This window comes from Sulfurospirillum diekertiae (genome assembly GCF_002309535.1).
GTDB classification, from domain to species: domain Bacteria; phylum Campylobacterota; class Campylobacteria; order Campylobacterales; family Sulfurospirillaceae; genus Sulfurospirillum; species Sulfurospirillum diekertiae.
In genome coordinates, this window is the sequence record NZ_CP023275.1 from 1,115,408 (window position 1) to 1,139,177 (window position 23,770).

Consider the following 23,770-nt stretch of genomic DNA (forward strand, 5'->3'; position numbering starts at 1 on the left):
ATTCATGGTAAAAAAAATTAACGAAAATAAAAATACACAAGAGGGCACACCTCTTCGTGAGATAAAGTCGGGTCAACTCAGAAAATACAGTTTGCTTATAATGCTTGTTTTAACACTTATGTTAACGGCTTTTGGTGTCTATATCTATATGACAACCTCGTACGAACATTATTATAAAACAGCTCAAAAAGAGCATGAGACATCCAGCGAAGAGTTAATGCATAAGATGAAGCAGATGTTGGATGATGAAAAAGCACGACAATCTGAACTGCCTACGCCACCAACCCCTGTTGAAGCAAATGTTACAGAACAAAATCAAACGCAAATGCAGCAACCAACTGAAAAATCTGTTGATAGTAATGAAACAAATGCTACCATGGTTGCTCATGAAAATGAAAGTAAAAGGCAAGAACTCTCTGAAGTTCATGATTATGAACGTAGCCTCAAAGAGAGTGGCAAACCTGCACGCCCTAATGAAGTCATTCGCAAGAAATATCCTGAGGGAACAACACCAAGACTTGCCATTATCATTGATGATGTCTCTTTTGCTTGGCAAACACGTTCCATTAAAGAGATTCCTTACAAAGTGACACCTTCCTTTTTCCCACCAACAAAAGGACACCCAGATACGGTGCGCTTGTCTCATGATTTTGAGTTCAGAATGATTCACCTTCCAATGGAATCAAAAAACTACTCTTCACCTGAGCCTGACACTTTGAATGCTGTTGATTCTACTGAGGTTATTGAAAAGCGAATTAAACGTATTAAAGAGTGGTTCCCTGAAATTATTTATTACAATAATCACACGGGTGGATCTTTTACGGCAGATTATAACGCTATGGATCGTTTGGTTAAAGTGATGAAAGAAAATGGTCTTATTTTTGTTGATAGTCGAACCGCTGGAAATTCGAAAGCGCCTGAAATTACCAAAAAGTACAACATGTTTCTTTTCTCCCGCGATGTCTTTTTAGATAATTCTCTCGATAAAAATTTGATTCGCACACAATTAAAAGAAGCCGTTGCTAAAGCAAAAAAACATGGCTATGCGATTGCTATTGGGCATCCACATAAAAATACTCTAGAGGTATTAAAAGAGTCTCAAGATCTTTTAGAAGGTGTGGACATGGTTTATCTCAAGGATTTATAATGATCCAAACCATAGACTTTCATATCCCCGAATTGGAGTGTATGAAGGTCTATCCCAAACTGCTTTATTATCTTGGTAATTCGAATCTTCTGACGCGCCCTAAAATCTCTATTGTCGGCACACGACACCCCATAACATACACAAAAATATTGACAGCAGAATTGGCTCACAAACTCTCTTTGGCAGGGGTCTGTATTGTCAGTGGTGGCGCACAAGGGGTTGATGGTATTTCCCATCAGTCAGCGGGCATTTCCAATACCATCATGGTGGCAGGAACAGGGCTTGATATTCGCTATCCCTCTTTACATGTAAAGCTGATTGAAGGCATTGAAAAAGAGGGGTTGGTACTGAGCCAATTTGAAGCAGGACAGCCTTCTCTTAAATGGAATTTTCCATTGCGTAACGAATTGGTAGTTGCTTTGGGCGAAGCACTGATTGTGACACAAGCTGATCTGAAAAGTGGAACGATGCACAGCATTGAATTTGCGCTCAAAATGCAAAAGCCGATCTATGTACTGCCGCATCGTTTAGGGGAGAGTGAAGGTACTAACTGGCTTCTCTCCAAGGGATTAGCCACACCACTGTATGACATCGATGCGTTTGTTGCCCATTTTGGTCATGTGGATATACCTAGCAAAGATGATTTTTTGATCTACTGTGACACACATCCTCTTTACCTTGAAGCAGTGGCAACATTTCCACAAAAAGTATTTGAATATGAATGTTTGGGTAAAATTGCAGTTGAAAATGGACGCATTAAATGCGTATAAAGGAAACAGATGGGTTTTGAGTGGATTATTGCTTTTTTAGTCTTGGGATTAGTCGTTGGCTTTATGGCGGGATTACTTGGTATTGGTGGTGGTGGAATAATGGTACCCGTCTTAACAAGCATTTTTCTCGCACAAGGTGTTCCCGTTGAACAAGTTGTCCACATGGCACTTGGAACCTCAATGGCTTCTATTGTTTTCACATCCTTTGCGAGCATGAGGGCACACCACAAAAAAGGTGCGGTGATGTGGAATGTCGTGAAATACATGGCAGGAGGTGTCGTCATTGGTACATTTGCGGCAACCTTTTTAGCGACTTATATGAAATCAGTGCAACTTGCCATCTTCTTTGCGATCTTTATGGCCTATGTTTCCATTCAAATGGCGATCGATAAAAAACCCAAACCGAGTCGTGAGCTTTCAACGCCACCATCGCTTTTTGGGGTAGGTTCATTGATTGGCATTGTCTCTGCGTTGGTTTCTATCGGTGGAGGTTCTCTTACCGTGCCGTATCTTGTTTGGCAAAATGTGGATCTTAAAAAAGCAATAGCCACATCTGCTGCCATTGGGTTTCCTTTGTCTATTGCAGGCACTGCTGGCTATATTGTCAATGGACTGATGCACGCAGAAGGAGGTGCTGATATGATGTTAGGGTTTGTGTATCTCCCTGGCGTTGTCCTTATCTCCATTGTGAGCTATTTTACGGCTCCTTTAGGTGCTAAAATGGCGCATACACTTCCTGTGGGCAAGCTCAAAAAAATTTTTGCATTGCTTTTAATGACACTCAGCATTAAAATGCTGACATCAGTCCTTTAGTTCTTTACATGTAAAAGCGTTAAGATGGCGATAGAAAAAGTTAAAGCTTATTTTAAAACGTTTGATATGGAAGAGCAAGTGATTGAGTTTGCAGTTTCCAGCGCAACCGTTGAACTTGCCGCTGCTGCATTAGCATGCGCACCAGAGCGCATTGCTAAAAGCCTTACTTTTTATGGGGAAGAGAGTGCTATACTGATTGTAACAGCAGGTGATGCTAAAGTCGATAATCAAAAGTTTAAAGAGCATTTTAACATGAAAGCTAAAATGTTGAAAGTAGAAGATGTAGAGCCACTTATCGGACATGCCATTGGTGGTGTCTGTCCGTTTGGGGTCAATACTCATGTGCATATCTATTTGGACATTTCGCTCAAGCGCTTTGATGTGGTCTACCCAGCAGCAGGAAGTGCCAATAGCGCGATTGCTTTAGATTTAAAGTCATTAGAGGTTCATTCTAAAGCGTTAGGTTGGGTAGATGTTTGTAAAAACTGGTAAGACTCGTTTACATGTAAAGAGGAATATATAATGCAAAAAGTTTTTTTAACGATATTTTTGATTCCATCATTACTTGTGTGTGCAAGCAATCTTTTTGACGAAAACCAGCCTCTTGTGGCTGTAGGTAGCTGTATGGAACGTATTGAAATTAAAAATAGCCATACTCCTGTTGATCTGTTTAAATCAAGCGCTAAATGTATTGAGGAAGAAAAATACCCACAAGCTGTTGAGCTTTACTTGGTGGCTACGGCGTATGGTTATTTTGATAGCGCACGTGTGGTGGACAAAAGCACACGTCAATCCTTAGATACGCTCAAAACTGAAATTTTTGGACCACTGGATGCTACTAAACGTAATCAGTTTGCAGAAGCTTTGCGTGCAAGGTTGGATGATATGAAATCAAGCTGTAATTTCCTTGAAAAGCTAGGAAAGCCAACCTATTATCCAAAATATTTGGTTGAAAATGGTGTGACGCGTGGCGATGGACTCATTCTTAATTACGATGCGAAGGCCTTGTGGGATGATACACGGTTTGAGTATTTGAAATGCCCGTAAATTATCTTTACATGTAACACTTTAAAGATAGTGTTTCGCCAAACCTCCGAGTGAGGTCTCTTTGTAGTTGGTGTTCATATCTTTGCCTGTTTCGACCATCGTTTGAATAATCTCATCAAAACTGACTTTATGTGTTCCATCGGTATAGGAAGTGTATTCTGCCGCATCAACGGCGCGAATCGCCGCTACGGCATTGCGCTCAATACAAGGCACTTGTACGTAGCCTGCTATGGGGTCGCACGTCATACCAAGATGGTGTTCTAGTCCCATCTCTGCCGCGTAATCAATCTGCTGTAAATTGCCTCCAAAAAGGTACGATGCCATGCCTGCCGCCATTGAACACGCGACACCCACTTCACCTTGACATCCCACTTCTGCACCTGAAATGGAACCATTGAATTTAACGATATTCCCCAGAAGTCCAGCAACGGCAAGTGCGCGTAAACAGTCGGTTTGATCTAACGTATAAAGCTCTTTGAGGTAACGAAGTACGGCAGGAACAACGCCACAGGCGCCACACGTTGGGGCTGTGACGACAATATTGCCTGAAGCATTCTCTTCACTGGTGGCGAGGGCATAGGCGAAAATGATGCCATGAGTACGTTTTTCTTCTTTGCGCGCTTTAGCAAAAAACATGGGAGCTTTTCTGGGGTATTGAAGAATTCCAGGTAAAACACCTGATTGTTTTAGCCCTCGATCAATCGTGGTTTGCATACTTTGCCACACTTCAGCAAGATACTCCCAAATTGTTTCACCTTCGTAGGTTTCGACATATTGCCAAAGCTCTTTGTGCTCTTTTTCGCACCATTTTATAATCTCATTAAATGTTGTGAGTGGATAAATGGAAGGCTCAGCAATAGGATCTTCTCCTGCTTCTTTGAGCGCACTACCACCTATACTGTAAACTTCCCAAGAGCCAAGCAGTTCTTGTTGTTCATTAAACGCTTCAAAAAACATGCCATTGGAGTGAAAGGGTTTGGTGATGTCGGGACGAAAGAGTATTTCAATACCAGAAGAGGCTAAGGCTTGGCGGAGTGCATCATCGGTTAAGTGACCACGTCCCGTTGCCGCAAGTGAGCCAAAAAGAGTGACACGGTATAAAGAAGCATTTGGAAAGCGTTTTTTGAAAAGTGTACCTGCGTTAAAAGGTCCCATCGTGTGGCTGGAAGAGGGTCCATGCCCAATACAGTAAAATGATCTGAGGGATTGCATGAGAGATACCTTTTGCGACGAAAAATTGTGGTGGATTATAGCATAGAATATGCTTTACATGTAAAGGCACAAAGAGCGCTTTAAATCAATCTTCGGTAGAATAAATTTATATGAGACTCCTTGCAAAATTCATTGTGCAAGAAGAAAAAGCAGCGAAGGTGCGTGGGCTTTCTGCCGAAGAAAACGCAGTGTTAACGTAGTCTTTAGAGCTTTACTTTAAAGACGTGTAAAGAGTTCTTCAAGAACTCTATTGAACTAAAGAGTACTATTTGAAAAAAACAGCAAGTATTGATATTGGACTGAAGCGTATTGGTGTGGCACTTAGTTTGGCTGAAGGCATTGTGTCTCCGCAAGAGGCGATACTGCGCAAAAATCGTGACCAAGCCGCACGCGACGTCGATGCTTTTTTAAACGAATGGAGCATTGAATTTTTGGTCGTGGGACTTCCCAAAGGTGGCAGTAGCAGTGAAGAGATGGAGCGGCGCATCAAACACTTTGTGAGTTTGCTGGCATTTAGCGGCGAAGTGGTCTTTCAAGATGAGTACGGCTCAAGCAATGAAGCCAAAGAGATGATGCAAGGCATTACCCGTCAAAAGCGCGATGGCAGAATTGATTCCATGGCGGCAAAAGTGATTTTAGAACGCTATTTTGATACTCTAAAGGCGCGTCATGGTTGAGCTTGAGGTTGCAGAAATTATCGGAACAGTCGCTTTTGCACTGAGCGGTTTTTACGTGGCGGTGAAAGAAAAATTGGATCTTTTGGGTATTTTTATCGCTTCATTTTTAACAGCACTCGGTGGTGGACTGGTACGCGATATGTTGGCAAGTCGCTCTCCTTACACTTTTACCCATCTGATGCCTTCTATTTTAGTGATTGCAGTTATTGGGCTGAGTGTTTTGTTTCAATTACATAAAAAAGATGAGATTGAGAAGACATTTTATTTTATCATTAGCGATACGTTAGGATTGGTTTCATTTTCTATTTCAGGGGCATTGATTGCGTTACAAGTAGAGTTTAACTTCTTTGGCGTTGTTTTAATGGCACTGATAACAGCCGTAGGCGGAGGTGTCATTCGCGATATTTTACTCAACCGTGTTCCTCTTTTATTGACGAGTGAGTTTTACGGCACGGTTTCGCTTTTAGTGGGTGCAATTTTGTTTGTGTTTGCACAGTTTAACATTGGCGGATATGTGCCGTTGATGGTGGTATTTGCTTTTGGTGTAGCGCTTCGGTTGTTAGCGTATTATAAACAGTGGAATTTACCCAAAATTGGGTAAGTTTTTTTTCGCTATAATGGCGTTTTTTTAGAGGAGTCAATCATGGATTTTGAAACAATGGATAAAGAGTATGTGTTGCATACGTATGCGCGAAACTATGTCAATTTTAAACATGGCATCAATGCAACGCTTTTTGATGATAAAGGCAGAGATTATATCGATTTTACGAGCGGTATTGGTGTGGTAAGTGTGGGACATGGCAATCAACGTCTTGCGGATGCGATAAGCGACCAAGCACGCAATTTGATTCATATTTCTAATCTTTATTTGATTGAACCACAAGCAAAATTAGCGAAAAAGATCAATGAACTTACAGGCTTTGATGTGGCAGTCTTTTTTGGAAACTCAGGCGCTGAGGCGAATGAGGGAGCGATTAAACTGGCACGTAAGTACGGTGAGAAAAAATTTGCCAATAAAAAATACAAAGTGCTAACATTGGAACACTCCTTTCATGGCAGAACCATTACAACCGTGAAAGCTACGGGACAAGAAAAATTTCATCAAACTGCTTTTGCGCCGTATCCTGAGGGATTTGCGTATACTAAAGAGATCGCAGATCTTTATAACTCCATCGATGATGAGACGGTTGCCGTCATGATAGAGCTGGTTCAAGGGGAGGGCGGTGTTAAGGCGTTTCCTAAAAAAGATATTCAAGATTTGGCAAAATTTTTGAAAGAAAAAGAGATTTTGCTCATTATCGATGAAGTGCAAAGCGGTATCTTTCGAAGTGGCGAGTTTTTGGCAACATCACTTTATGACATTGAACCAGACATCATCACGCTTGCAAAAGGACTTGCTGGCGGTGTGCCTATCGGTGCAGTTGTGACCAAGCATAAAGATATTTTTGAAGCAGGCGATCATGGTAGTACCTTTGGTGGCAATTTTCTCTCCACACGTGCAGGACTAGAAGCATTGGCTATTTTAGAAGAGTACAAGCAAAGTGGTATGCTGGATGAAGCACTCATCTATTTTGATGGAAAACTAAAAGCGACACAAGCAGCATTCCCCACACTGTTTGAAAGTGTTGAGGGGCTTGGTCTTATGCGTGGTCTTAAGTGTCCAAGTAGTGATATTTTGGCAAGTATCATTAAAAAAACATTTGAAAATGGCTTATTAGTATTGAAAGCTGGTAAAAATACGTTACGTTTTTTACCACCACTTACCATCTCGAAAGAAGAGATTGATGAAGGCTTTAAACGCTTAGAGAGTGCGTGTAAAACGCTTTTATAAAAGAGATACGTGAAATTTAGCGCTTATATGCAAGAGTGGCTCTATGGTAATGAGGGCTACTACCGCAATGTGCGAACCATCGGGAAAGAGGGTGATTTTTACACCGCTGTGAGTACGAGTATGTTCTTTGGTGGTTCGATTGCCAAACGGCTGATTTCAACGATTGAGAGCGGGTTTTTAAGCCCTTCTTGCCATGTCGTTGAAATCGGTGCGCATAAAGGCTATCTGCTGGCTGATATGATTCAGTTTATCTACACCCTCAAACCCGAACTGCTTAAAACCCTTACTTTTGTCATTGTTGAGCCCTTTGTTGCGAATCAAACGATGCAAAAAAACTACTTTAAAGAGGCATTTGGTGATGCTATCAATCTTTTACATGTAAAGTGCTTGGAAGAATTTACATGTAAAGAAGCATTCTTTGTTGCCAATGAGATTTTTGATGCGTTTTCATGCGAACTTATCAACGAAAATCAGATGCTTTTTATCGAAAATGGAAAAGCTTTTTTTGCGAGTATGGATGATGAAACAACCACAAAGGCGAAAGAGTATGGCATCACAAAAGGCGAGCTTTGTTTGGGTTATGAGCCTTTTGCCAATACAATGGCGCACTGTTGTGAACGTTTTGAGTTTGTAACGTTTGACTATGGGGATAAAGAAGAAAGAAATGACTTTTCACTACGCATTTATGCCAACCATCAGGTCTATCCATTTTTTGCACTGACGGATTTGGTCGAAGAGAAGCTTCGAGAAACAAACGATTTTAACACTTTTTTTGAAAACTCGGACATCACTTACGATGTTAACTTTAGCCATCTTTTTTATGCTTTTGAAAAAAGTGGCCTACATGTTCATGCGTATAGCACTCAGATGAAAGCGCTCGTGGATTTTGGTTTAACAGAGCTTTTGGAGCTTTTGGCACAAAAGGTTTCAGCCAAGCAGTATGAGCAGGAATTAAACCGTATTAAAACATTAATCGACCCTTCTTTTATGGGAGAGCGATTTAAAATGGCATGTTTTCGCAAAGGAGAAGCATAATGCAATTAATCATTAATGGTGAAAGAAAAGAGAGTCACGCTAAAACGATTAAAGCGCTTTTGGATGAATTAGGCATTGAGAGTAAAGTGATGGCGGCCGCTGTCAATATGAATGTTGTCAAAAAAGAGCTCTGGGAAAGCTATGAGCTTGAGCAGAACGATAAAGTCGAGTTTTTGCAGTTTGTCGGTGGTGGCGCTTAGTGCCAAAGCTGTCGGGTGCTTTTTGTGCCTTCAATGACCGCTACCGCGATAGCAAAGCCGTTATCGTGCGTGATGGAAAGTGCAAGATCGGTAATAGCATACGCTTCGATTAAATGACGTGAAAGTGTAAAGTAGGGTGCATTTTTTGCATCTTTGTAGAGTTTGATATCCATAAATCCACATTGCGCGCTAATGCCAATTCCCAGCGCTTTCGAAACCGCCTCTTTCGCCGCGTAAAATCCAGCCGCAGTCGCATCACTTTTAGCTAAAGCAATCTCGTCAGGAGCTAAAAATTTAGCAAGCGCCTTGTCTCCAAAGCGCTCTTTGAGTTTGGTAATACGTTCAATCTCAACAAGATCTATGCCGATCATTGAACCACGAAGTCAGTAAAGTAGATATTTTTGACTTGTCCATCGGAAAGATTTTCATTGATTTTATCAAGGACTTCTTCTTTGAGTTTATCTTTACCCTTCAAAGTGCTGATCTCTTCAAAGGTTTTTGAAGAAAAGGTACGGATGATAATATCTCTGATCAATGATTTTTTATGATCCATCTCCGGTTGAAGCTTAACATCGCTGAGCTCTAAATCAACAGCAACTTTTAAAAAGCGGTTACCACTTTCACTGAGCAAGTTCACAACGAACTGCGCCATCGGGTACATAGGGCCAATGGTGAGATGATCGGTTGATTTTTTACTGCTGCTTTTTTTCTTTTCTACTTTGGTGTCTTGCTGTGTCGTTGTTGCGGTTGCTTCTTCATGACTACTACCAAGCATTAAAAATGCAGTCGCCCCACCGCCAACAAGAAGCACTACCAATAATGCAATGACAATGATGAGAACCATATTGCTCTTTGGTTTTTTTTCAACGGTTACATCGCCATCTTCCGGTTTTTTGCCAGCCATTCTTCAATCCTTTTTACATGTAAAACACTATTTTTCTCTATATCGTTTGATTATGGAAAAAATTTACATCCATTCAATCAATTTTGAGACTTCATCAATATTATAACACTTGATGCCTTCGATTGTTTCCATAGGAAGCGAAGGAACAACTGCTTTTTCAAACTGTTGCGACTTCGCCTCTTTCAGCCTTAAATCGAGGTTGAAAATGTCGCGCACATCGCCAATCAAAGAGACTTCACCGATAAAAATCGTGTCTTTGCTGATAGGTCGGTTACGATACGAGCTAATGATGGCCGCAATAATCGCAAGATCCGCCGAGGTTTCGCTGATTTTGATACCACCAGCGATGTTGATGTAGACATCGTATTGGTTAAACGGCAAGTCAAGTTTGCGCTCCAAAAGCGCTAAAAGCATCGTAAGTCGGTTGAGTTCATACCCTGTCGCACTGCGTTTTGGGTTGGGATAACCGCTATCGCTAACTAACGCTTGCACTTCCAAAACAATCGGACGGCTACCTTCCATCAAAACGGTGATGGCCGATCCCGCTTGGGCTTTGCCACGGGTAAAAAACTTTTTGGAGATGTCTTTGGCACTCACGAGTCCTGCTTTTGTCATCTCAAAAATGCCCACTTCGCTGGTCGTACCAAAACGATTTTTAAAGCCACGAAGCAAACGAAGCTCACGCGACGAATCGCCTTCAAAGTAAAGCACGGTATCGACCATGTGTTCAAGGACACGAGGCCCAGCAATCGAGCCTTCTTTCGTAATGTGACCGATGATAAAAATAGCGATATTCTTATCTTTTCCATAACGCATCAGTTCAAACGTGATCTCACGAACTTGAGAGACACTTCCAGGGGCTGAGGCTACTTTCTCACTGTAAATGGTTTGAATGGAGTCGATGATCAGCACTTCAAAAGCGTGTGTCTCAAGCTCTTTAAAAATCGTATCGAGTCTGATTTCGGAGAGAAGGTAGAGATTGGGGTAATTGCTATCCACACGATTGGCACGAAGTTTGATTTGACTTGAAGACTCTTCGCCACTGACATAGAGAACTTTTTTTCCCTCTTTGGCAAGATTTCCTGCAATTTTGAGAAGTAGGGTTGATTTACCAACACCGGGGCTTCCACCGATCAGTGTGAGACTTCCTTGAACGATGCCTCCACCAAGGACCAAATCCAGTTCACGGTCACCCGAACTGTACCGTTCAATCTGCTCAAAACTGACTTCGGTGATGGGAATAGCGTTGCTTTGCGTGTTGGTTGTAGGTCGTGAATTAATCTCTTTAAGAACTTCGATTTGCTTGTCACTCAGCTCAATATACTGATCCCATGCTCCACAATTTGGGCATTTACCAAGCCACTTGGCACTTTGGTGACCACACGCTTGGCACTCAAAAAGAATCTGTTTCTTAGCCATTAGTATTCGTAAAAATAGAGTCTAAAATCGTATCGATATAATCATCGGCATTAAAAGGAATCAGATCGTCTTTGCCTTCACCCACGCCTACGTAAATGATAGGAAGTTCTAACGCTTTTGCAATACCAAAGAGTGAGCCACCTTTTGCCGTACCATCAAGCTTTGTGATGATGATAGCATCGATGTTAATCATCTCATGAAAGGCTTTAGCTTGGTTAATAGCAGAAGTCCCTTGCGTGCCATCTAAAATGAGAATTTTGCGGTGAGGTGCTCCTGTAAGGGCTTTATCGCAGATACGCACAATTTTTTTCAGTTCATTGGCAAGATTGACTTGGTTGTGTAAACGACCCGCCGTGTCAATGATGACATGATCAATCTTTTTAGCAATGGCTGAACTGATGGTATCGTACGCGACAGCTGAAGGGTCGTGTCCTTGTTGCGTGTAGATGATGCCCACATCAATTTTATCCGCCCAGCTTTTCAGTTGTTCTATGGCGGCGGCTCTAAAGGTATCGGCCGCGCCTAAAAGCACACTTTGGTTCTCTTTTTTATAGTTGTGCGCTAATTTGGCAATCGTTGTGGTTTTTCCTGCACCATTGACACCGATGACCAGCTCAACAAAAGGGTTTTGCTCGTTTACATGTAAAGGTGAAGTGTTGTATTTGAAGTAGGCTTTTAAGACGCGTTTGACATCTTCGCGTGCCACATTTTGAGATGGCGGAAGATAGTAAATGATCTCTTCAACGAGTTCGTAAGGAATGTCCGATTCAATTAAAATTTCCTCCAAAAGCGTCTTATCAATTTTTTCAACTTTTTCGGGAAGAATCTCTTTGATGGCGCCGAGTGTTTTATCGAGCCCTTTTTTAATAAAACTAAACATTAGAGGACTTTTTTGATGTCAGCATCGATCATCTCTTCGGGAATTGCCCCTACGTAATGGGTAGAGTATTTACCATTTTTGTCATACAAAAACATCAAAGGAATATTTTTAACACCGCCTGCACTTTGTGCAAACTTAAAATTTTCAATACTGTTGGTGATAATATAGTTAATGTTGTTGTATTTCATAAAATTACTAATTTCTTCATTCGATTTGTTCTCCTCTAAGAGAACACTGATAATGACGAAGTTTTCTTTATATTTTTCTTGAAGATTGATCAAATGAGGAATTTCAGCTTTACACGGCGGACACCATGTCGTGAAGAAGTTGACTAAAACAACCTTGTCTTCATAACCTTCAAAGCTAAATCCTTTTTCAATGGGAGTGACAACAATTTGCTTGCCAGTAATATCTTGAAGTACAATTTTTTCATTTTTAACCTCTTCTTGTACTTTTTCAGACTTCTCTTCCGTTTTTTTCTTATCCGAAGAACAGCCATTAAAAAAGAGCATTGAGGACGCGATAAACAGAGCAAACCAAAACTTCATTCATATCCTTTTTTTATATTATAAAGGATATTATTGTAGTCAAACAAGCCTTAAAGTGACAACAATGCAAAAAATTAAGTTTGAAACAAAATCAGAATTTCGCACCTATGCACGAGCGAAACTCTGCTCTATCCGCACTAGTTACAAGCGTGATAAAATAGTGGAAAAAAATATTTTGAGCCTCTTAAAGCACCTTAAAATTCGCTCTGTTTTACTCTATGCTCCACTGCCCATTGAGGCCAATATAAACGGTGTTATCGCTACATGTAGACGAAGAAAATATAAGGTCTATGTTCCGTTTATGGAAGGCGTCAGTTTCAAGATGGTAAAATGGAGACTGCCTTTGAGTACAAAAAAATTTAACATCAAAGAGCCTAAAAATTCGTTTGCTGTTAAACCAAAAATTGATTTTGCGATAGTGCCCGTCATAGGGGTTGATGGGGCATTCAAAAGAATTGGTTTTGGAAAAGGGATGTATGATCGATTTTTCGAGTCTCTTGTGCCAAAACCTCCAATAGCATTTGTTCAAAAGGAGTTTTGTATGACGCAAAGCCTTGTATCAGAAGAACATGATATTGCAGCAGATATTTATTTAACCCCTTATAAAACTATTATCAAAAGAGGGACAAATGGTTCTAGAGTCACTAGCGGTCGGTGGAGCTGCACTAAGCGGCGTTGCAGGATTTTTCATCGCAAAAAAGATGGAAGCTGCAAATTATGAGATACACGTTGCCCAAGCAAGGACTAAAGCGAAAGCCATTGAACACGAAGCGGAGTTAATCCTCAGCAGTAGTAACATCAAGGTCAAGGAAGCCGAATTAGAGGCTAAACGCAAATACGAAGACCGTACGATCACGCTTAAAAAAGAGCACTCTGACAAGATGCTCGATCTTGAGAAAAAAGAGCGTAGTTATAAAGAAGAATTCAAAAAAATCACGAAAGAACGTGAAGATTTACAACAGTTACAATCCACGGCAACCTCTTTATTTGAAGAAGGAAATCAGCTTAAAGAAGAGTATAACTCTAAAGTAAATGAAGCATTATTGGTTCTTGAGCGTTCATCGGGTTTGACTCAAAGTGAAGCGAAAGAGATTGTTTTAGCCAAAGTTGAAGAGCAGTCACGCGCTGAGATCGCGCATACTGTAAGACGCCTTGAAGAAGAGGCCAAACAAGACATTAAACGTCGTGTGAACTATATTTTAGCGCAAGCAACGACCCGTTTCGCAGGTGAATTTGCGGCGGAACGTTTGATCAATGTTGTGAATATCAAAGATGATGAACTCAAAGGGCGCATCATTGGTAAAGAGGGTCGTAATATCAAAACCCTTGAGATGCTTTTGGGTGTTGATATTATTATTGATGATACGCCTAATGCGATTATCTTAAGTAGCTTTAACCTTTACCGTCGTGCTATTGCGACGAAAGTCATTGAGCTTTTGGTACAAGATGGCAGAATTCAGCCTGCGCGTATTGAAGGTATTTATGAGAAAGTCAAAGATGAGTTTGACCAAGGGTTGATGGAAGAGGGTGAAAATATTATTATTGATCTTGGTCTTTCAAAAATGCATCCAGAGCTGATCAAATTGATCGGTCGTCTTAAATTTAGAGCGAGTTATGGTCAAAATGCACTCGGTCACTCCCTTGAAGTGGCACACCTTGCGGGTATTATCGCCGCTGAAACAGGTGGCGATGTGTTGTTGGCACGAAGAGCTGGTATCTTACACGATATCGGTAAAGCCTTGACACATGAAACAGCGGGTAGCCACGTTGATTTGGGTGCTGAGATTTGTCGTCGTTATAAAGAGCATGATGTCGTTATTAACGCTATTTTTGCACACCATGGACATGAAGAGCCTACTTCCGTTGAATCAGCGGCTGTGTGTGCTGCCGATACACTCTCTGCAGCCCGTCCAGGTGCAAGACGTGAGGTTCTTGAGAGCTTCTTAAAACGTGTTCAAGATATTGAAGATATTGCTAAAAGTAAACCGGGCATTAAACAAGTGTATGCGATTAATGCGGGTCGTGAAATTCGTGTTATTGCCAATGCTAAACTGATTAATGATGATGAAGCTGTATTGCTTGCAAAAGAGATTGCGCAAGAGATTGAGAGCAAAGTTCAATATCCTGGTGAGATTAAAGTTAACGTCATTCGAGAAATTCGCGCTATTGATTTCGCGCGCTAAAAGCTTTTACATGTAAAGGTCTTGCCTTTACATGTAATCCTGATGTATGGAACGTTAATGCAGACACTTTACACCTTCAAAACCCTTTTTCATGAACTTAAACACTATAAAAAAGAGCTCATTTTTGCCAATATCATTGCTTTTTTAGCGGTTGTTGTCAATACTCCCGTACCTCTTTTGATGCCAATGATAATTGATGAAGTTCTTCTTGGAAAAAAAGGGTTTGTAACACAGAGTATTGATACTCTTTTGGGGCATGTTAATCCTGCTTATGTTTACATCGTTTCTGTGTTGTTTTGTGTTGTGCTACTTCGTTTTTTCTTCTTTTTACTGAATTATTGGCAGACTAAAATTTTCACCATTATCTCCAAAAATATTGCATTTAAAATACGTGAAGTAGTTTTGAGACATTTAAGCCATGTGGCAATGAATCAATTTGAATTTTTTGGCTCAGGCAAAGCTGCCTCTTTGTTGGTGACCGATATTGAAACTATTGATAATTTTTTAGGGTCATTTGTTAGCCGATTAATTATTTCAGTGTTGACTATTTTGGGGGTGGGGGCTGTACTATTAATGATCCATTGGCAATTGGGACTTTTTATTTTAGTGCTCAATCCTGTGGTCATTCTTTTTACAACCAAACTTGCTAAAAAAGTGGCTAAGCTCAAAAAAGAGCAGAACCAAGCATTTGAGCTTTTCCAAGACACCCTTTCAGAAACACTCGACATGTTTGTGCAAATTCGCGCTACGAACAAAGAAAAACTCTTTTTTGGTCAAGTGGAAGAGCAAGCTAAGAACATTAAAGAGCGTTCCATTGTTTTTGGATATAAAAGCGATGGTGCCAATCGTCTTTCGTTTCTCATCTTTCTTTCAGGCTTTGAGCTCTTTCGTGCAGCGAGTATTTTTGTTGTTGCCTATTCTGACCTTAGTATCGGTGCAATGCTTTCCATCTTTGGTTATCTTTGGGTGATGATGGCGCCTATACAGGATATTTTAAATATCCAATATTCGTATCATAATGCACGTAAAGCATTGGATCGCATCAATGAAATTTTAGCGCTTAAAACGGAAGAACACGGTTTACATGTAAAGAATCCTTTTACGAAAAATAGTACCAATGCCATTGACGTGAAGCATCTGAGTTTTGGCTACGATGGCGGTAAAAAAATTCTTGAGGACATTAACCTTTCTATCGCCAAAGGCTCAAAAATTGCTATAATAGGGGCAAGTGGGAGTGGTAAAACGACACTGGCGCATTTACTGGTGGGGCTTTATCCTTTGGACGAGGGTGATATTTTATTTGATGGTATTTCGGTGAAAGAGATCGGGCTTGATGTGGTCCGTGAGCATCTTTTTTTAGTCTTACAAAATCCACAACTTTTCAATGCTTCTATGGCTCAAAATTTGATGATTGATGAGAAAATAGATCCTGCATTGGTGCGTGATGCACTTCAAATAGCCCAACTTGATCATTTTGTTGAAGAGCTTAGGGATGGTTTACAAACGCAAATTGGCAAACATGGCATTAAGCTCTCAGGTGGTCAACGACAACGCTTATCGATTGCGCGCATGGTCTTGCAAAACCCCAATGTGGTCATTTTGGATGAATCAACTTCGGCACTCGATGTTCATACGGAGGCTAAGTTATTTAATGCTTTGGAAAATTACCTTGCCGGTAAAACGACCATTATCATTGCGCATAGGCTGAGCACCATCAAAAAGGCTGATTTTATTTATGTTATGGATAAAGGAAAAATTGTCGAGTCGGGAACGCAAGAAGAACTGATGCGACAAGAGGGTGCTTTTTTTGACTATGTGACACAAAATAGAAGGAGTAAACAGGATGAAAAAACTATGGTTTAGTTTAATAGTGGGACTAGTGATTTCCACAACACTGTATGGTTCAGCAGAGGAAAAATTACTGGATTCGTCCAATGCACTTAAAAACATGATGCGTGATTCTAAGATTAGAATTCCTCAAAAAGTTTTGGATAAGGCTCAAGCGATTGCCATTTTTCCAGGTACAATAGAAATTAGTATCTTCCTTGGCGGAAAAACAGGCAATGGTGTTATGGTTGTCCGTCGAAGCGACGGCTCATGGAGCTATCCATTTTTTGTGAAACTTGGTGGAGCGGGACTTGGTTTTCAACTGGGTGTTGAGAAAAAAGATATCTTGATGATCTTTGAAAGTACCGATAGTGTTCAAAAGTTGATGAACAATAAAATCACACTGGGTGTTGATGCTTCTGTTGCTGCAGGTCCTGCGGGAGATAGTGCAGGAAGAGGAAGTGAACCAGACTTTAAATCAGAGGTCTATTCTTATACCAAAACACAAGGTGCTTTTGTGGGTGTTTCGTTCGATGGCTCGGTTATGAATCATGACTACGATGAAAACATTGAGTTGTATGGCAATAACATAACGCCGGCTCAAATTATTGAGTCTGATGGATTGCTTTCATCGTATGCGATTGAGGATTTTCTCAAAGCAGTACGAAAGCTTACGAGCTATTAAGGATTTGAGTGGAAGATATTCTTAGCTCTCTTACAACCTATGGATACATTATCCTTTTTTTATATTCTTTTGGAGGAGGTATGCTTGCGATTATTGCCGCAGGTGTACTTTCATATGCTGGAAAGATGGATCTTACAACTTCAATCGTCGTAGCAGCATTTGCAAACGTTATAGGCAGTTCTTTTTTGTTTTATATGGGACGTTATAATAAAAAAGCACTGATGCCGTACATTAAAGATCACCGAAGAAAATTGGCGCTGAGTCATATTTTGATGAAAAAATATGGTGATAAGATCATCTTTATTCAAAAATTCATCTATGGGCTGAAAACATTAGTTCCAATGACTATAGGGGTAACCAAATATCCACAAACTAAATTTCATATCATCAATACGATCTCTGCTATTCTTTGGGCAGTGATTTTAGGTATAGGAAGTTATAAAATTGGAGATATTTTGATGCGTATTGCCACCTATTTTTCGGAAAATACGTTACTTGCTCCACTGATATTACTCTCTATTATTGGAATAATTTGGTTTTACTTCCAATATGCCACTAAAAAGAAACATTAGTTCTTTTTACTCTTAAAGAGACTTCATAAAGATGAAGTCTCTTTTTTAAAATATCTTATTGCTTAAAACAAGCATTTTTTGCTCAAAACGGTTCATAAATTCATTGTAAACTTTACGGGAGTGACTGATGGTACAGATTAAACTTTTCATGGAAGGCTCCTCAGTTATTAAATTTTCATTATTGTAATAAAATTTGAAAATATGTTATAATAATATTTCAAAATGAAATGTTGGAGGATAAAATGCCAGATATTTTAGCTGTTTTGCATAAAGTTAAAGATATTCTCTCTCAAGAGTTGGGTGAGCGCAAAGTATTTGACAAAGATGTGGCTGAAGCCCTTGGGATCAATCAGCTGACGCTTGCTACCATGAAAAATCGTGCCAAGATTCCGTATAAAGAGATTTTGGAATTTTGTGCCAAACGTAAAATTTCGATTAACTGGCTTTTATTTGATCAAGTGGTAGAGAGTTTACAAGCAGAAACGGATAAATTTGCGAGTGTACACTATTTTAGAGATATTTATGCTTCAGCCGGTGGTGGAGCGCTCAATGAAGACGAAGAGGGTGAGATGATGTACCTTGATGAAGAGATTGTACACAAGCTTGGCGGTATTGGTATGATAAAACATATCCAAGCGATCAATGTTTTGGGTGATTCGATGGAACCTACATTGTATACGGGTGATGTTGTCTTTATCAACAAAGAGTACACCAACGCTTTAAAATCAGGTATTTATGTTGTCTCAACTCCTGTGGGTCTATTTATCAAACGTTTGCAACTCCACGCCAATGGAACGGTATCTCTTGTCTCTGACAATGAGGCGTATGCTCCAGAGGTTATCAATGCTGAGGATGTTCAGGTGATTGGCAAAGTGGTTGGAAAATTATCGGCTAATATATAAGAACGCATTTTAGCTTTTTGATGTGTCATATGTCTCTTTTTGTTGTGACCAAAAGCCTGCTAAAATAGCACCAGAGATATTGTGCCAAATACTAAAAACAGCACCGGGAAGTGCGCTGAGCGGTGTAAAATATTTGAGTGCTAAAGCAACCGCTAAGCCAGAGTTTTGCATGCCGACATCAATCGCAATCGTTTTGCAGATCGTAGGATTGAAACCAAACCATTTTGCTCCCATATATCCACTCAGCAGTCCTGCACTGTTATGAAGAATGATACCAACGATGGTCAAAAATCCAATCGATGCGATAGCATTTTGATTGAGTGCAACGACAATGGAAATGACAAAAACAATGGTAATCATTGAAAACATTGCAAAGTAGGATTCATAACGTTTAATCGTTGCATGCAAAAAATAATTTAGGGTAACACCGAGAATTACAGGTATTGCAACAATTTGTAAAATGCTCACAAGCATATCGAATGTGGGGACTGGCACGCTTTGACCGACGTATAAAAGGGTTAAAAGAGGTGTGATCAAAACAGACAAAAGAGTAGATGTCATCGTGATAGTAATGGAAAGGGCAACATCTCCTTTGGCTAAATAAACGATAACATTCGCCGCAGTTCCTCCTGAAACGACACCAACAAGTATCATTCCTACAAAAAGTTCCGTTGATAAATGAAGCATTTTAGAGATTAAAAGTGCTGCAAGCGGCATACAGACAAACTTTAAAATTACGGCTACAAAAATAGTTTTAGGTTGCTTTAGAATACGAGCAAAATCATCTAAATGTAAGGTGATTCCCATAAAAAACATAATCGTTGCTAACAGAGGCGTAATGCTTCCTTTATGGGGTATGAAAAATTCAGGTTTTATATAAGCAAAGCAAGAGAATAGGATAGCCCAAAAAGGGAAGAGAGAATTAATGCGCCCAATCATAATCTATTCCTTCATAAAAATAAACAATGTTATAGCAAAAGTAGGGGGAATATATCTCCTCAAACGGTTGCAAGAGAATTACATGTAAAGAGAAAATCTCTTTACATGTAAAAGTTTTTAGAGTTTATCTTTGATTTCGATAGTGATCATTTTATCATTTTGAGTAATGCTGTCAAGCACTTTGAAACTCTCTTTATCCTCTTTAGCAATTGCACCAAAAACAGTGTGAACGCCATCTAAGTGAGGACAATCTACGAAGCAGATGAAAAATTGACTGCCACCTGTATTGGGCCCTGCGTGTGCCATAGAGAGAGAACCTCGTTTGTGTTTACTTTTCTGTCCTTTACATTCGCAAGCGATGTTCCAACCAGGACCGCCCGTTCCACGACCAAGGGGACAACCACCTTGTGCCATGAAGTTTTTAATGACGCGGTGGAAGATCAATCCATCGTAGAATTTGTCATTTGCGAGTGTTGCAAAGTTTGCAACCGCTATGGGTGTCTCTTCTGGATTGAGCTTAATGACAATATCGCCTTTTTCGGTTTTGATAATGGCGTATTGAAAAGCTGCCAATTGCTCTTTCGTGTAGTCATATGTTTTGAGTGCGCTCATAGTTAAAGCCTTTATTATTAAGTTTAAGTGGAGATTATAACAAGCCGTTCCTATAAGCTATATTAACTTTTGTGGATGAGTGGTTTCTTGATTAAGAAGCTCAAGACACTTTTAGGATAGGTTGGATTTTCCAAAGGAGGCGATGAGAGGGGGATGCTTTGTAAGAGTTCTAGCTTATCATAGGCTTTGACGAATTCCACTAAGGGTTTGTCGATTGGAAAAAATTGTAAATAATTTGACAATGATTTTTCCCAATCTATGGCAGTATTCATCTCTTTTGCCGCTTCTTTAAATTGCGAGATGTAGAGCTTTTTCATAATATTGGCAATATTTTGTTTGCAAATGGAGAGGTTCATATAAGGCTCAATATTGGTAAAAACTTTAGCATAAGCTTTTGTCTCAATGAGCGCATATTGTTCTAATCCAAAGGTATTTTTCATCTCTTCCAGTGTTTGAACGAGGGCATAATGACTCTGTAATTGAAACTGATCTTGTGTTTTGACTGCCTGAAAAAGCATGTTATGTTCAATCTGGTGTTCAAGAATAATCAAAGCTTTTGAAACCTCTTTAAGCCGAATGGCTTGATTTTGGTAGGGCCTGAATTGATATAATAGATCAGCTAAAATGAGGGATTGTTTGTAATTTTTTTCTTCCAAATAGTGAAGTGTTTCTTGTTGCAATCGTTCACCGACTTGGAGGACTTTTTGGTATAAAGAGGTAGACTCTAAAAAGCTATTTTGTGCTACCAATCGGAAATAGAAGGTGAAATTTTTCTCTTTAACCGAATTTTCTGCCATCGTAAAAGTGCCAGAACGTTTGAGCATATTTTCGATGATGGCTTTTTTCTCTTCGACTTCCTCAAAGGCTTTTAAACTCTCCTTGGCTGCTTCTTTATTTAAAAGAGGTTCTCGTGCTAAGAGTATTTGTGCTTTTTGGAGACTTTTATTCCAAAGCGCTTCCAACTGAGCAAATAAAGAGCTTTTTCTCAGTGCTGGTTTTAAGGTTGCTAAAGAGTATGCAGGTGCATAACTCATACTTCTGATATAGCGTTGTAGTGACATTAAATCAGGTTGTAACGATTCTATTTCCGCAAATTCAAGCTTACATTTTGGGTGAAATAAAAAAGGCTCAGCAATATTCTGTGCTTGCTCAATCTCTCCTCGAGAGAGAAGATTCATGATGGTCTCTTTTTCTTCCAGCCAATACTCATAGATTTTTTTGGTTTCACGATGCGACATTAAAAAAATATTTTTTTGAAAAATAAGGCATGCTTCTTTGATCTGCCTGAGTTTAATATAGGTAATGAATTGTTCTTCGTGCTCTCTGTGATTAAAGAAAAGAATTTCACCTGTTTTAAATCCCATAATAAAATAGTTTTGGGTTCTGCAAAGAGTGGTAACCCCGTAGTAGGGTAATTTAACTTGGTATAAAATATCAAGCGTTTTGACATAAACTGCAAAGAGTAGGGTCTCTCTTGTTCCAATATAGACAAATTTTTTACTGTGTGAGAGCACCATGACAGAGGGCCAGATATTTTGATCTAGCAACATCTCTTGAAGAACTTTACCCTTGAAAAGATCGATTTTAATCATTTTTCCATTGCGTGTGATAGCAAGCAGCGTTTGATCATCGGCAAAGATCATCATTTCGATGACGCTGCCAATTTTCTGCTTAAAGACAATCTTAAAGCTATTGGTCTTGTAAACAACCAACTCATGTGAAAAAGAGGCGTAAGCAGATAGATGATACTCTTCAGAAAGTGCTACGGCACTAATGGAATCGCTTGCGACAGGGAGATTGGCTTGGATCGTACCATCTTCTGGGTTAAGAATATAACTACGTCCGCGTTCATTGCCGGTAATGAGTAAAAGATCATTTTCGCTAAAAGCAGCTTTGGTTACGACATCATGCTGATTGTAATGAAAGGTACTCAGGGGAACGATTTTGGATTGCGTATCAATCACATATTCTGTCCCTTGTTGTGCAAAAGAGATATAGGCAAGATTTTTACCAACGGTAAAAGGTCGTTTGTAGTAGTCAAAAAGATCATGTTGTGGTAGAACTGAAAGTGGCGCATTTTTAATTACTTTGAGTTCATTGAGGTCTATTTTATGCAAATGGCATTGGTTATCAATGACTTGTAATGTCGATTCATTCGCGATACTGGCAGCGGAAATCGCTGTATGAAACGTTATCTCTCTTGAACTTGGCAGCATAATTCAAAATCCTCTTGTTTGACGATGCAAATGATGTAGCGATTAGGTTCATATTGACTGATTTTGACAAGCACTTCAAGCAGATGCCCAATGGATCGAATAACACCTTTAAACGTGATATCACCATCATAAGGCCAATTATTTTTAATAGCTTCAATACTATTAAAATAATCCATCTCTTCAAAATTGACTAATTCTGAAAGATGAAGTGTGTGCGTTGTCAGTTTTCCCAGTAATGTTTCATCAACATGATTATTGACAATTTCTTCAAAACGTGTATTGTGGTTTTCAAAATGAAGATCGTCCAAAAGGAGAGCTGAAGCAAAAGGAATCTGTTTTAAGAGGTCATTTTCTTTAACATTGATTGCACGTTCAATATTTTCTTTAGTCGTTTCTTCATTGTGTTTATAAAGTTCCGTAAGATCTTGTGCAATACTAATGAATTTTATAAATTCACCCTTAGCATCTAAGATGGGAACAATGGTTTTATAATTGTACAGAGGTGTTAATGCACGTGTTTGATTGATAATCAGACCTTGCCATGTTTTCTTAGCCAAGAGACAAGACCAAATATCTTTATAGATTTCTTTGCTCATGGAAGGATGGTAGAGAACATCATATTTTTGCCCAATAATCTCTTCTTTACTGTAGCCAGTTGCTTTACAGAAATTCTCATTAACATCGGTAATAATGCCATTTTTATCTGTCAATGAAACAATGGTTGCTTTATCGAGAGCCTCTTGATAGGCTCTGAGCAGAGAGTCTTTCAAATCAATAGATTGTGATTGAATATGCGCTATTTTTTTAAGTTTTTGGTTGGTAATTTCGAGTTCGTTTTTATAGTGTTTGAGTTCTTGTTCATCATGAATATGCTTAACAATGCTATGTAAAACTCTAAAAATTTGTTCACTTTGGAGAGGTTTTGTGATGAAATTATCGACATTAAGATTGATGAGTTTGATAAGATGGTCACTCTCATTATGAGCAGAGGTAACAAGAATAGGCAGTGAGGGATAGAGCCTTTTGATGTTTTCAATCATCTCTATACCATTCATCAGGGGCATTTTGATATCGGTAATGACAAAGTCATAATGCGTGAGAGAGAGTTTTTGTAGTCCTTCTTCACCATTGGAGGCTAAATCAACTTGTGTAAAAATATCACTGAGGAAAAGACATACTTCTTCACGAAGAGCAAGGTCATCTTCGACATATAATATTTTTAGTTCTTTACTCCAAGCAATCAGCTGATCAATTTGGTTTTCCATTACGGCTCTCCATACGGATTTTATGACTCTATTATATACTTTTGAGCGTTGTATTTGAGTTGTTTTTTGCTATACTTATCTTAATT

Annotated in this window: 26 protein-coding genes; 16 read left to right on the forward strand and 10 right to left on the reverse strand. The window is 39.5% G+C overall.

The window, feature by feature from the left end:
• Nucleotides 1-4 precede the first annotated feature (4 nt).
• Genes SJPD1_RS05745 through SJPD1_RS05765 form a run of 5 tightly spaced genes read left to right on the forward strand, consistent with a single transcriptional unit; the run spans nt 5 to nt 3,777 of the window.
• Entirely contained in the window at nt 5-1,147 is a 1,143-nt protein-coding gene (locus tag SJPD1_RS05745) for a divergent polysaccharide deacetylase family protein (protein ID WP_096046363.1), read from the forward strand.
• On the forward strand, nt 1,147-1,917 hold the full coding sequence (locus SJPD1_RS05750) for a DNA-processing protein DprA (RefSeq protein WP_096046364.1): 771 nt from the start codon (nt 1,147-1,149) through the stop codon (nt 1,915-1,917). Before SJPD1_RS05745 ends, SJPD1_RS05750 begins: the two co-directional genes overlap by 1 nt.
• A gap of 9 nt (nt 1,918-1,926) precedes the next feature.
• Nucleotides 1,927-2,730, forward strand: a complete 804-nt coding sequence (locus SJPD1_RS05755) for a sulfite exporter TauE/SafE family protein (protein WP_096046365.1) — start codon at nt 1,927-1,929, stop codon at nt 2,728-2,730.
• Between the two features lie 24 nt (nt 2,731-2,754).
• Nucleotides 2,755-3,222, forward strand: a complete 468-nt coding sequence (locus SJPD1_RS05760; protein ID WP_096046366.1) for a YbaK/EbsC family protein — start codon at nt 2,755-2,757, stop codon at nt 3,220-3,222.
• A 30-nt stretch (nt 3,223-3,252) separates the two neighbouring features.
• Nucleotides 3,253-3,777 (forward strand): hypothetical protein, encoded by a 525-nt coding sequence (locus SJPD1_RS05765; RefSeq protein ID WP_096046367.1) that lies wholly within the window; start codon nt 3,253-3,255, stop codon nt 3,775-3,777.
• Nucleotides 3,778-3,798: 21 nt separating this feature from the next.
• Here the strand turns inward: SJPD1_RS05765 and SJPD1_RS05770 are convergent, their stop codons facing one another.
• Nucleotides 3,799-4,989 (reverse strand): L-serine ammonia-lyase, encoded by a 1,191-nt coding sequence (locus tag SJPD1_RS05770; protein ID WP_096046368.1) that lies wholly within the window; start codon nt 4,987-4,989, stop codon nt 3,799-3,801.
• A gap of 269 nt (nt 4,990-5,258) precedes the next feature.
• Between SJPD1_RS05770 and ruvX the strand changes: the two genes are divergently transcribed.
• From ruvX to thiS, 5 genes are read left to right on the forward strand one after another with little or no spacing between them, the layout of a single operon-like run.
• Nucleotides 5,259-5,666, forward strand: a complete 408-nt coding sequence (gene ruvX, locus SJPD1_RS05775) for a Holliday junction resolvase RuvX (protein WP_096046369.1) — start codon at nt 5,259-5,261, stop codon at nt 5,664-5,666.
• Complete coding sequence (locus SJPD1_RS05780) at nt 5,659-6,267, forward strand: trimeric intracellular cation channel family protein (protein ID WP_096046370.1); 609 nt, start codon at nt 5,659-5,661, stop codon at nt 6,265-6,267. The genes ruvX and SJPD1_RS05780 overlap by 8 nt, the downstream gene beginning before the upstream one ends.
• A gap of 42 nt (nt 6,268-6,309) precedes the next feature.
• Nucleotides 6,310-7,497 (forward strand): aspartate aminotransferase family protein, encoded by a 1,188-nt coding sequence (locus tag SJPD1_RS05785; protein ID WP_210394420.1) that lies wholly within the window; start codon nt 6,310-6,312, stop codon nt 7,495-7,497.
• 9 nt (nt 7,498-7,506) lie between these two features.
• Complete coding sequence (locus SJPD1_RS05790; RefSeq protein ID WP_096046372.1) at nt 7,507-8,532, forward strand: SAM-dependent methyltransferase; 1,026 nt, start codon at nt 7,507-7,509, stop codon at nt 8,530-8,532.
• Complete coding sequence (gene thiS / locus SJPD1_RS05795) at nt 8,532-8,732, forward strand: sulfur carrier protein ThiS (protein WP_096046373.1); 201 nt, start codon at nt 8,532-8,534, stop codon at nt 8,730-8,732. The genes SJPD1_RS05790 and thiS overlap by 1 nt, the downstream gene beginning before the upstream one ends.
• On the opposite strand, the gene acpS is transcribed toward thiS, so the two are convergent.
• From acpS to SJPD1_RS05820, 5 genes are all read right to left on the reverse strand, one after another.
• The gene (acpS, locus tag SJPD1_RS05800; RefSeq protein WP_096046374.1) at nt 8,729-9,103 is read right to left on the reverse strand and encodes a holo-ACP synthase; all 375 of its coding nucleotides are present in this window, start codon (nt 9,101-9,103) and stop codon (nt 8,729-8,731) included. The genes thiS and acpS overlap by 4 nt on opposite strands.
• The gene (fliL, locus tag SJPD1_RS05805; RefSeq protein ID WP_096046375.1) at nt 9,100-9,636 is read right to left on the reverse strand and encodes a flagellar basal body-associated protein FliL; all 537 of its coding nucleotides are present in this window, start codon (nt 9,634-9,636) and stop codon (nt 9,100-9,102) included. The genes acpS and fliL overlap by 4 nt, the downstream gene beginning before the upstream one ends.
• Before the next feature lie 63 nt (nt 9,637-9,699).
• A complete protein-coding gene (radA, locus tag SJPD1_RS05810; RefSeq protein WP_096046376.1) occupies nt 9,700-11,055 on the reverse strand; it encodes a DNA repair protein RadA in 1,356 nt (451 codons plus the stop codon).
• A complete protein-coding gene (gene ftsY / locus SJPD1_RS05815; protein ID WP_096046377.1) occupies nt 11,048-11,935 on the reverse strand; it encodes a signal recognition particle-docking protein FtsY in 888 nt (295 codons plus the stop codon). Before ftsY ends, radA begins: the two co-directional genes overlap by 8 nt.
• On the reverse strand, nt 11,935-12,483 hold the full coding sequence (locus SJPD1_RS05820) for a TlpA family protein disulfide reductase (protein ID WP_096046378.1): 549 nt from the start codon (nt 12,481-12,483) through the stop codon (nt 11,935-11,937). The genes ftsY and SJPD1_RS05820 overlap by 1 nt, the downstream gene beginning before the upstream one ends.
• Before the next feature lie 64 nt (nt 12,484-12,547).
• Between SJPD1_RS05820 and SJPD1_RS05825 the strand changes: the two genes are divergently transcribed.
• The 6 genes from SJPD1_RS05825 (at nt 12,548) to SJPD1_RS05850 (ending at nt 18,652) form a co-directional block, all read left to right on the forward strand.
• The gene (locus SJPD1_RS05825; RefSeq protein ID WP_226372253.1) at nt 12,548-13,204 is read left to right on the forward strand and encodes a 5-formyltetrahydrofolate cyclo-ligase; all 657 of its coding nucleotides are present in this window, start codon (nt 12,548-12,550) and stop codon (nt 13,202-13,204) included.
• A complete protein-coding gene (gene rny, locus SJPD1_RS05830) occupies nt 13,113-14,666 on the forward strand; it encodes a ribonuclease Y (RefSeq protein ID WP_096046380.1) in 1,554 nt (517 codons plus the stop codon). The genes SJPD1_RS05825 and rny overlap by 92 nt, the downstream gene beginning before the upstream one ends.
• Before the next feature lie 57 nt (nt 14,667-14,723).
• Nucleotides 14,724-16,529: an ABC transporter ATP-binding protein gene (locus SJPD1_RS05835; RefSeq protein ID WP_096046381.1), complete on the forward strand. Its 1,806-nt coding sequence runs from the start codon at nt 14,724-14,726 to the stop codon at nt 16,527-16,529.
• A complete protein-coding gene (locus tag SJPD1_RS05840; RefSeq protein WP_096046382.1) occupies nt 16,510-17,178 on the forward strand; it encodes a lipid-binding SYLF domain-containing protein in 669 nt (222 codons plus the stop codon). The genes SJPD1_RS05835 and SJPD1_RS05840 overlap by 20 nt, the downstream gene beginning before the upstream one ends.
• A gap of 8 nt (nt 17,179-17,186) precedes the next feature.
• Nucleotides 17,187-17,750, forward strand: a complete 564-nt coding sequence (locus SJPD1_RS05845) for a DedA family protein (RefSeq protein WP_096046383.1) — start codon at nt 17,187-17,189, stop codon at nt 17,748-17,750.
• A gap of 242 nt (nt 17,751-17,992) precedes the next feature.
• Nucleotides 17,993-18,652: a LexA family transcriptional regulator gene (locus SJPD1_RS05850; RefSeq protein ID WP_096046384.1), complete on the forward strand. Its 660-nt coding sequence runs from the start codon at nt 17,993-17,995 to the stop codon at nt 18,650-18,652.
• A gap of 9 nt (nt 18,653-18,661) precedes the next feature.
• Here the strand turns inward: SJPD1_RS05850 and SJPD1_RS05855 are convergent, their stop codons facing one another.
• From SJPD1_RS05855 to SJPD1_RS05870, 4 genes are all read right to left on the reverse strand, one after another.
• The gene (locus SJPD1_RS05855; RefSeq protein WP_096046385.1) at nt 18,662-19,591 is read right to left on the reverse strand and encodes a bile acid:sodium symporter family protein; all 930 of its coding nucleotides are present in this window, start codon (nt 19,589-19,591) and stop codon (nt 18,662-18,664) included.
• A 117-nt stretch (nt 19,592-19,708) separates the two neighbouring features.
• On the reverse strand, nt 19,709-20,203 hold the full coding sequence (locus SJPD1_RS05860) for a peptidylprolyl isomerase (RefSeq protein WP_096046386.1): 495 nt from the start codon (nt 20,201-20,203) through the stop codon (nt 19,709-19,711).
• A 62-nt stretch (nt 20,204-20,265) separates the two neighbouring features.
• On the reverse strand, nt 20,266-22,419 hold the full coding sequence (locus tag SJPD1_RS05865) for a hypothetical protein (protein ID WP_096046387.1): 2,154 nt from the start codon (nt 22,417-22,419) through the stop codon (nt 20,266-20,268).
• Nucleotides 22,395-23,684 (reverse strand): hybrid sensor histidine kinase/response regulator, encoded by a 1,290-nt coding sequence (locus SJPD1_RS05870; protein WP_096046388.1) that lies wholly within the window; start codon nt 23,682-23,684, stop codon nt 22,395-22,397. The genes SJPD1_RS05865 and SJPD1_RS05870 overlap by 25 nt, the downstream gene beginning before the upstream one ends.
• Between the last annotated feature and the right edge of the window lie 86 nt (nt 23,685-23,770).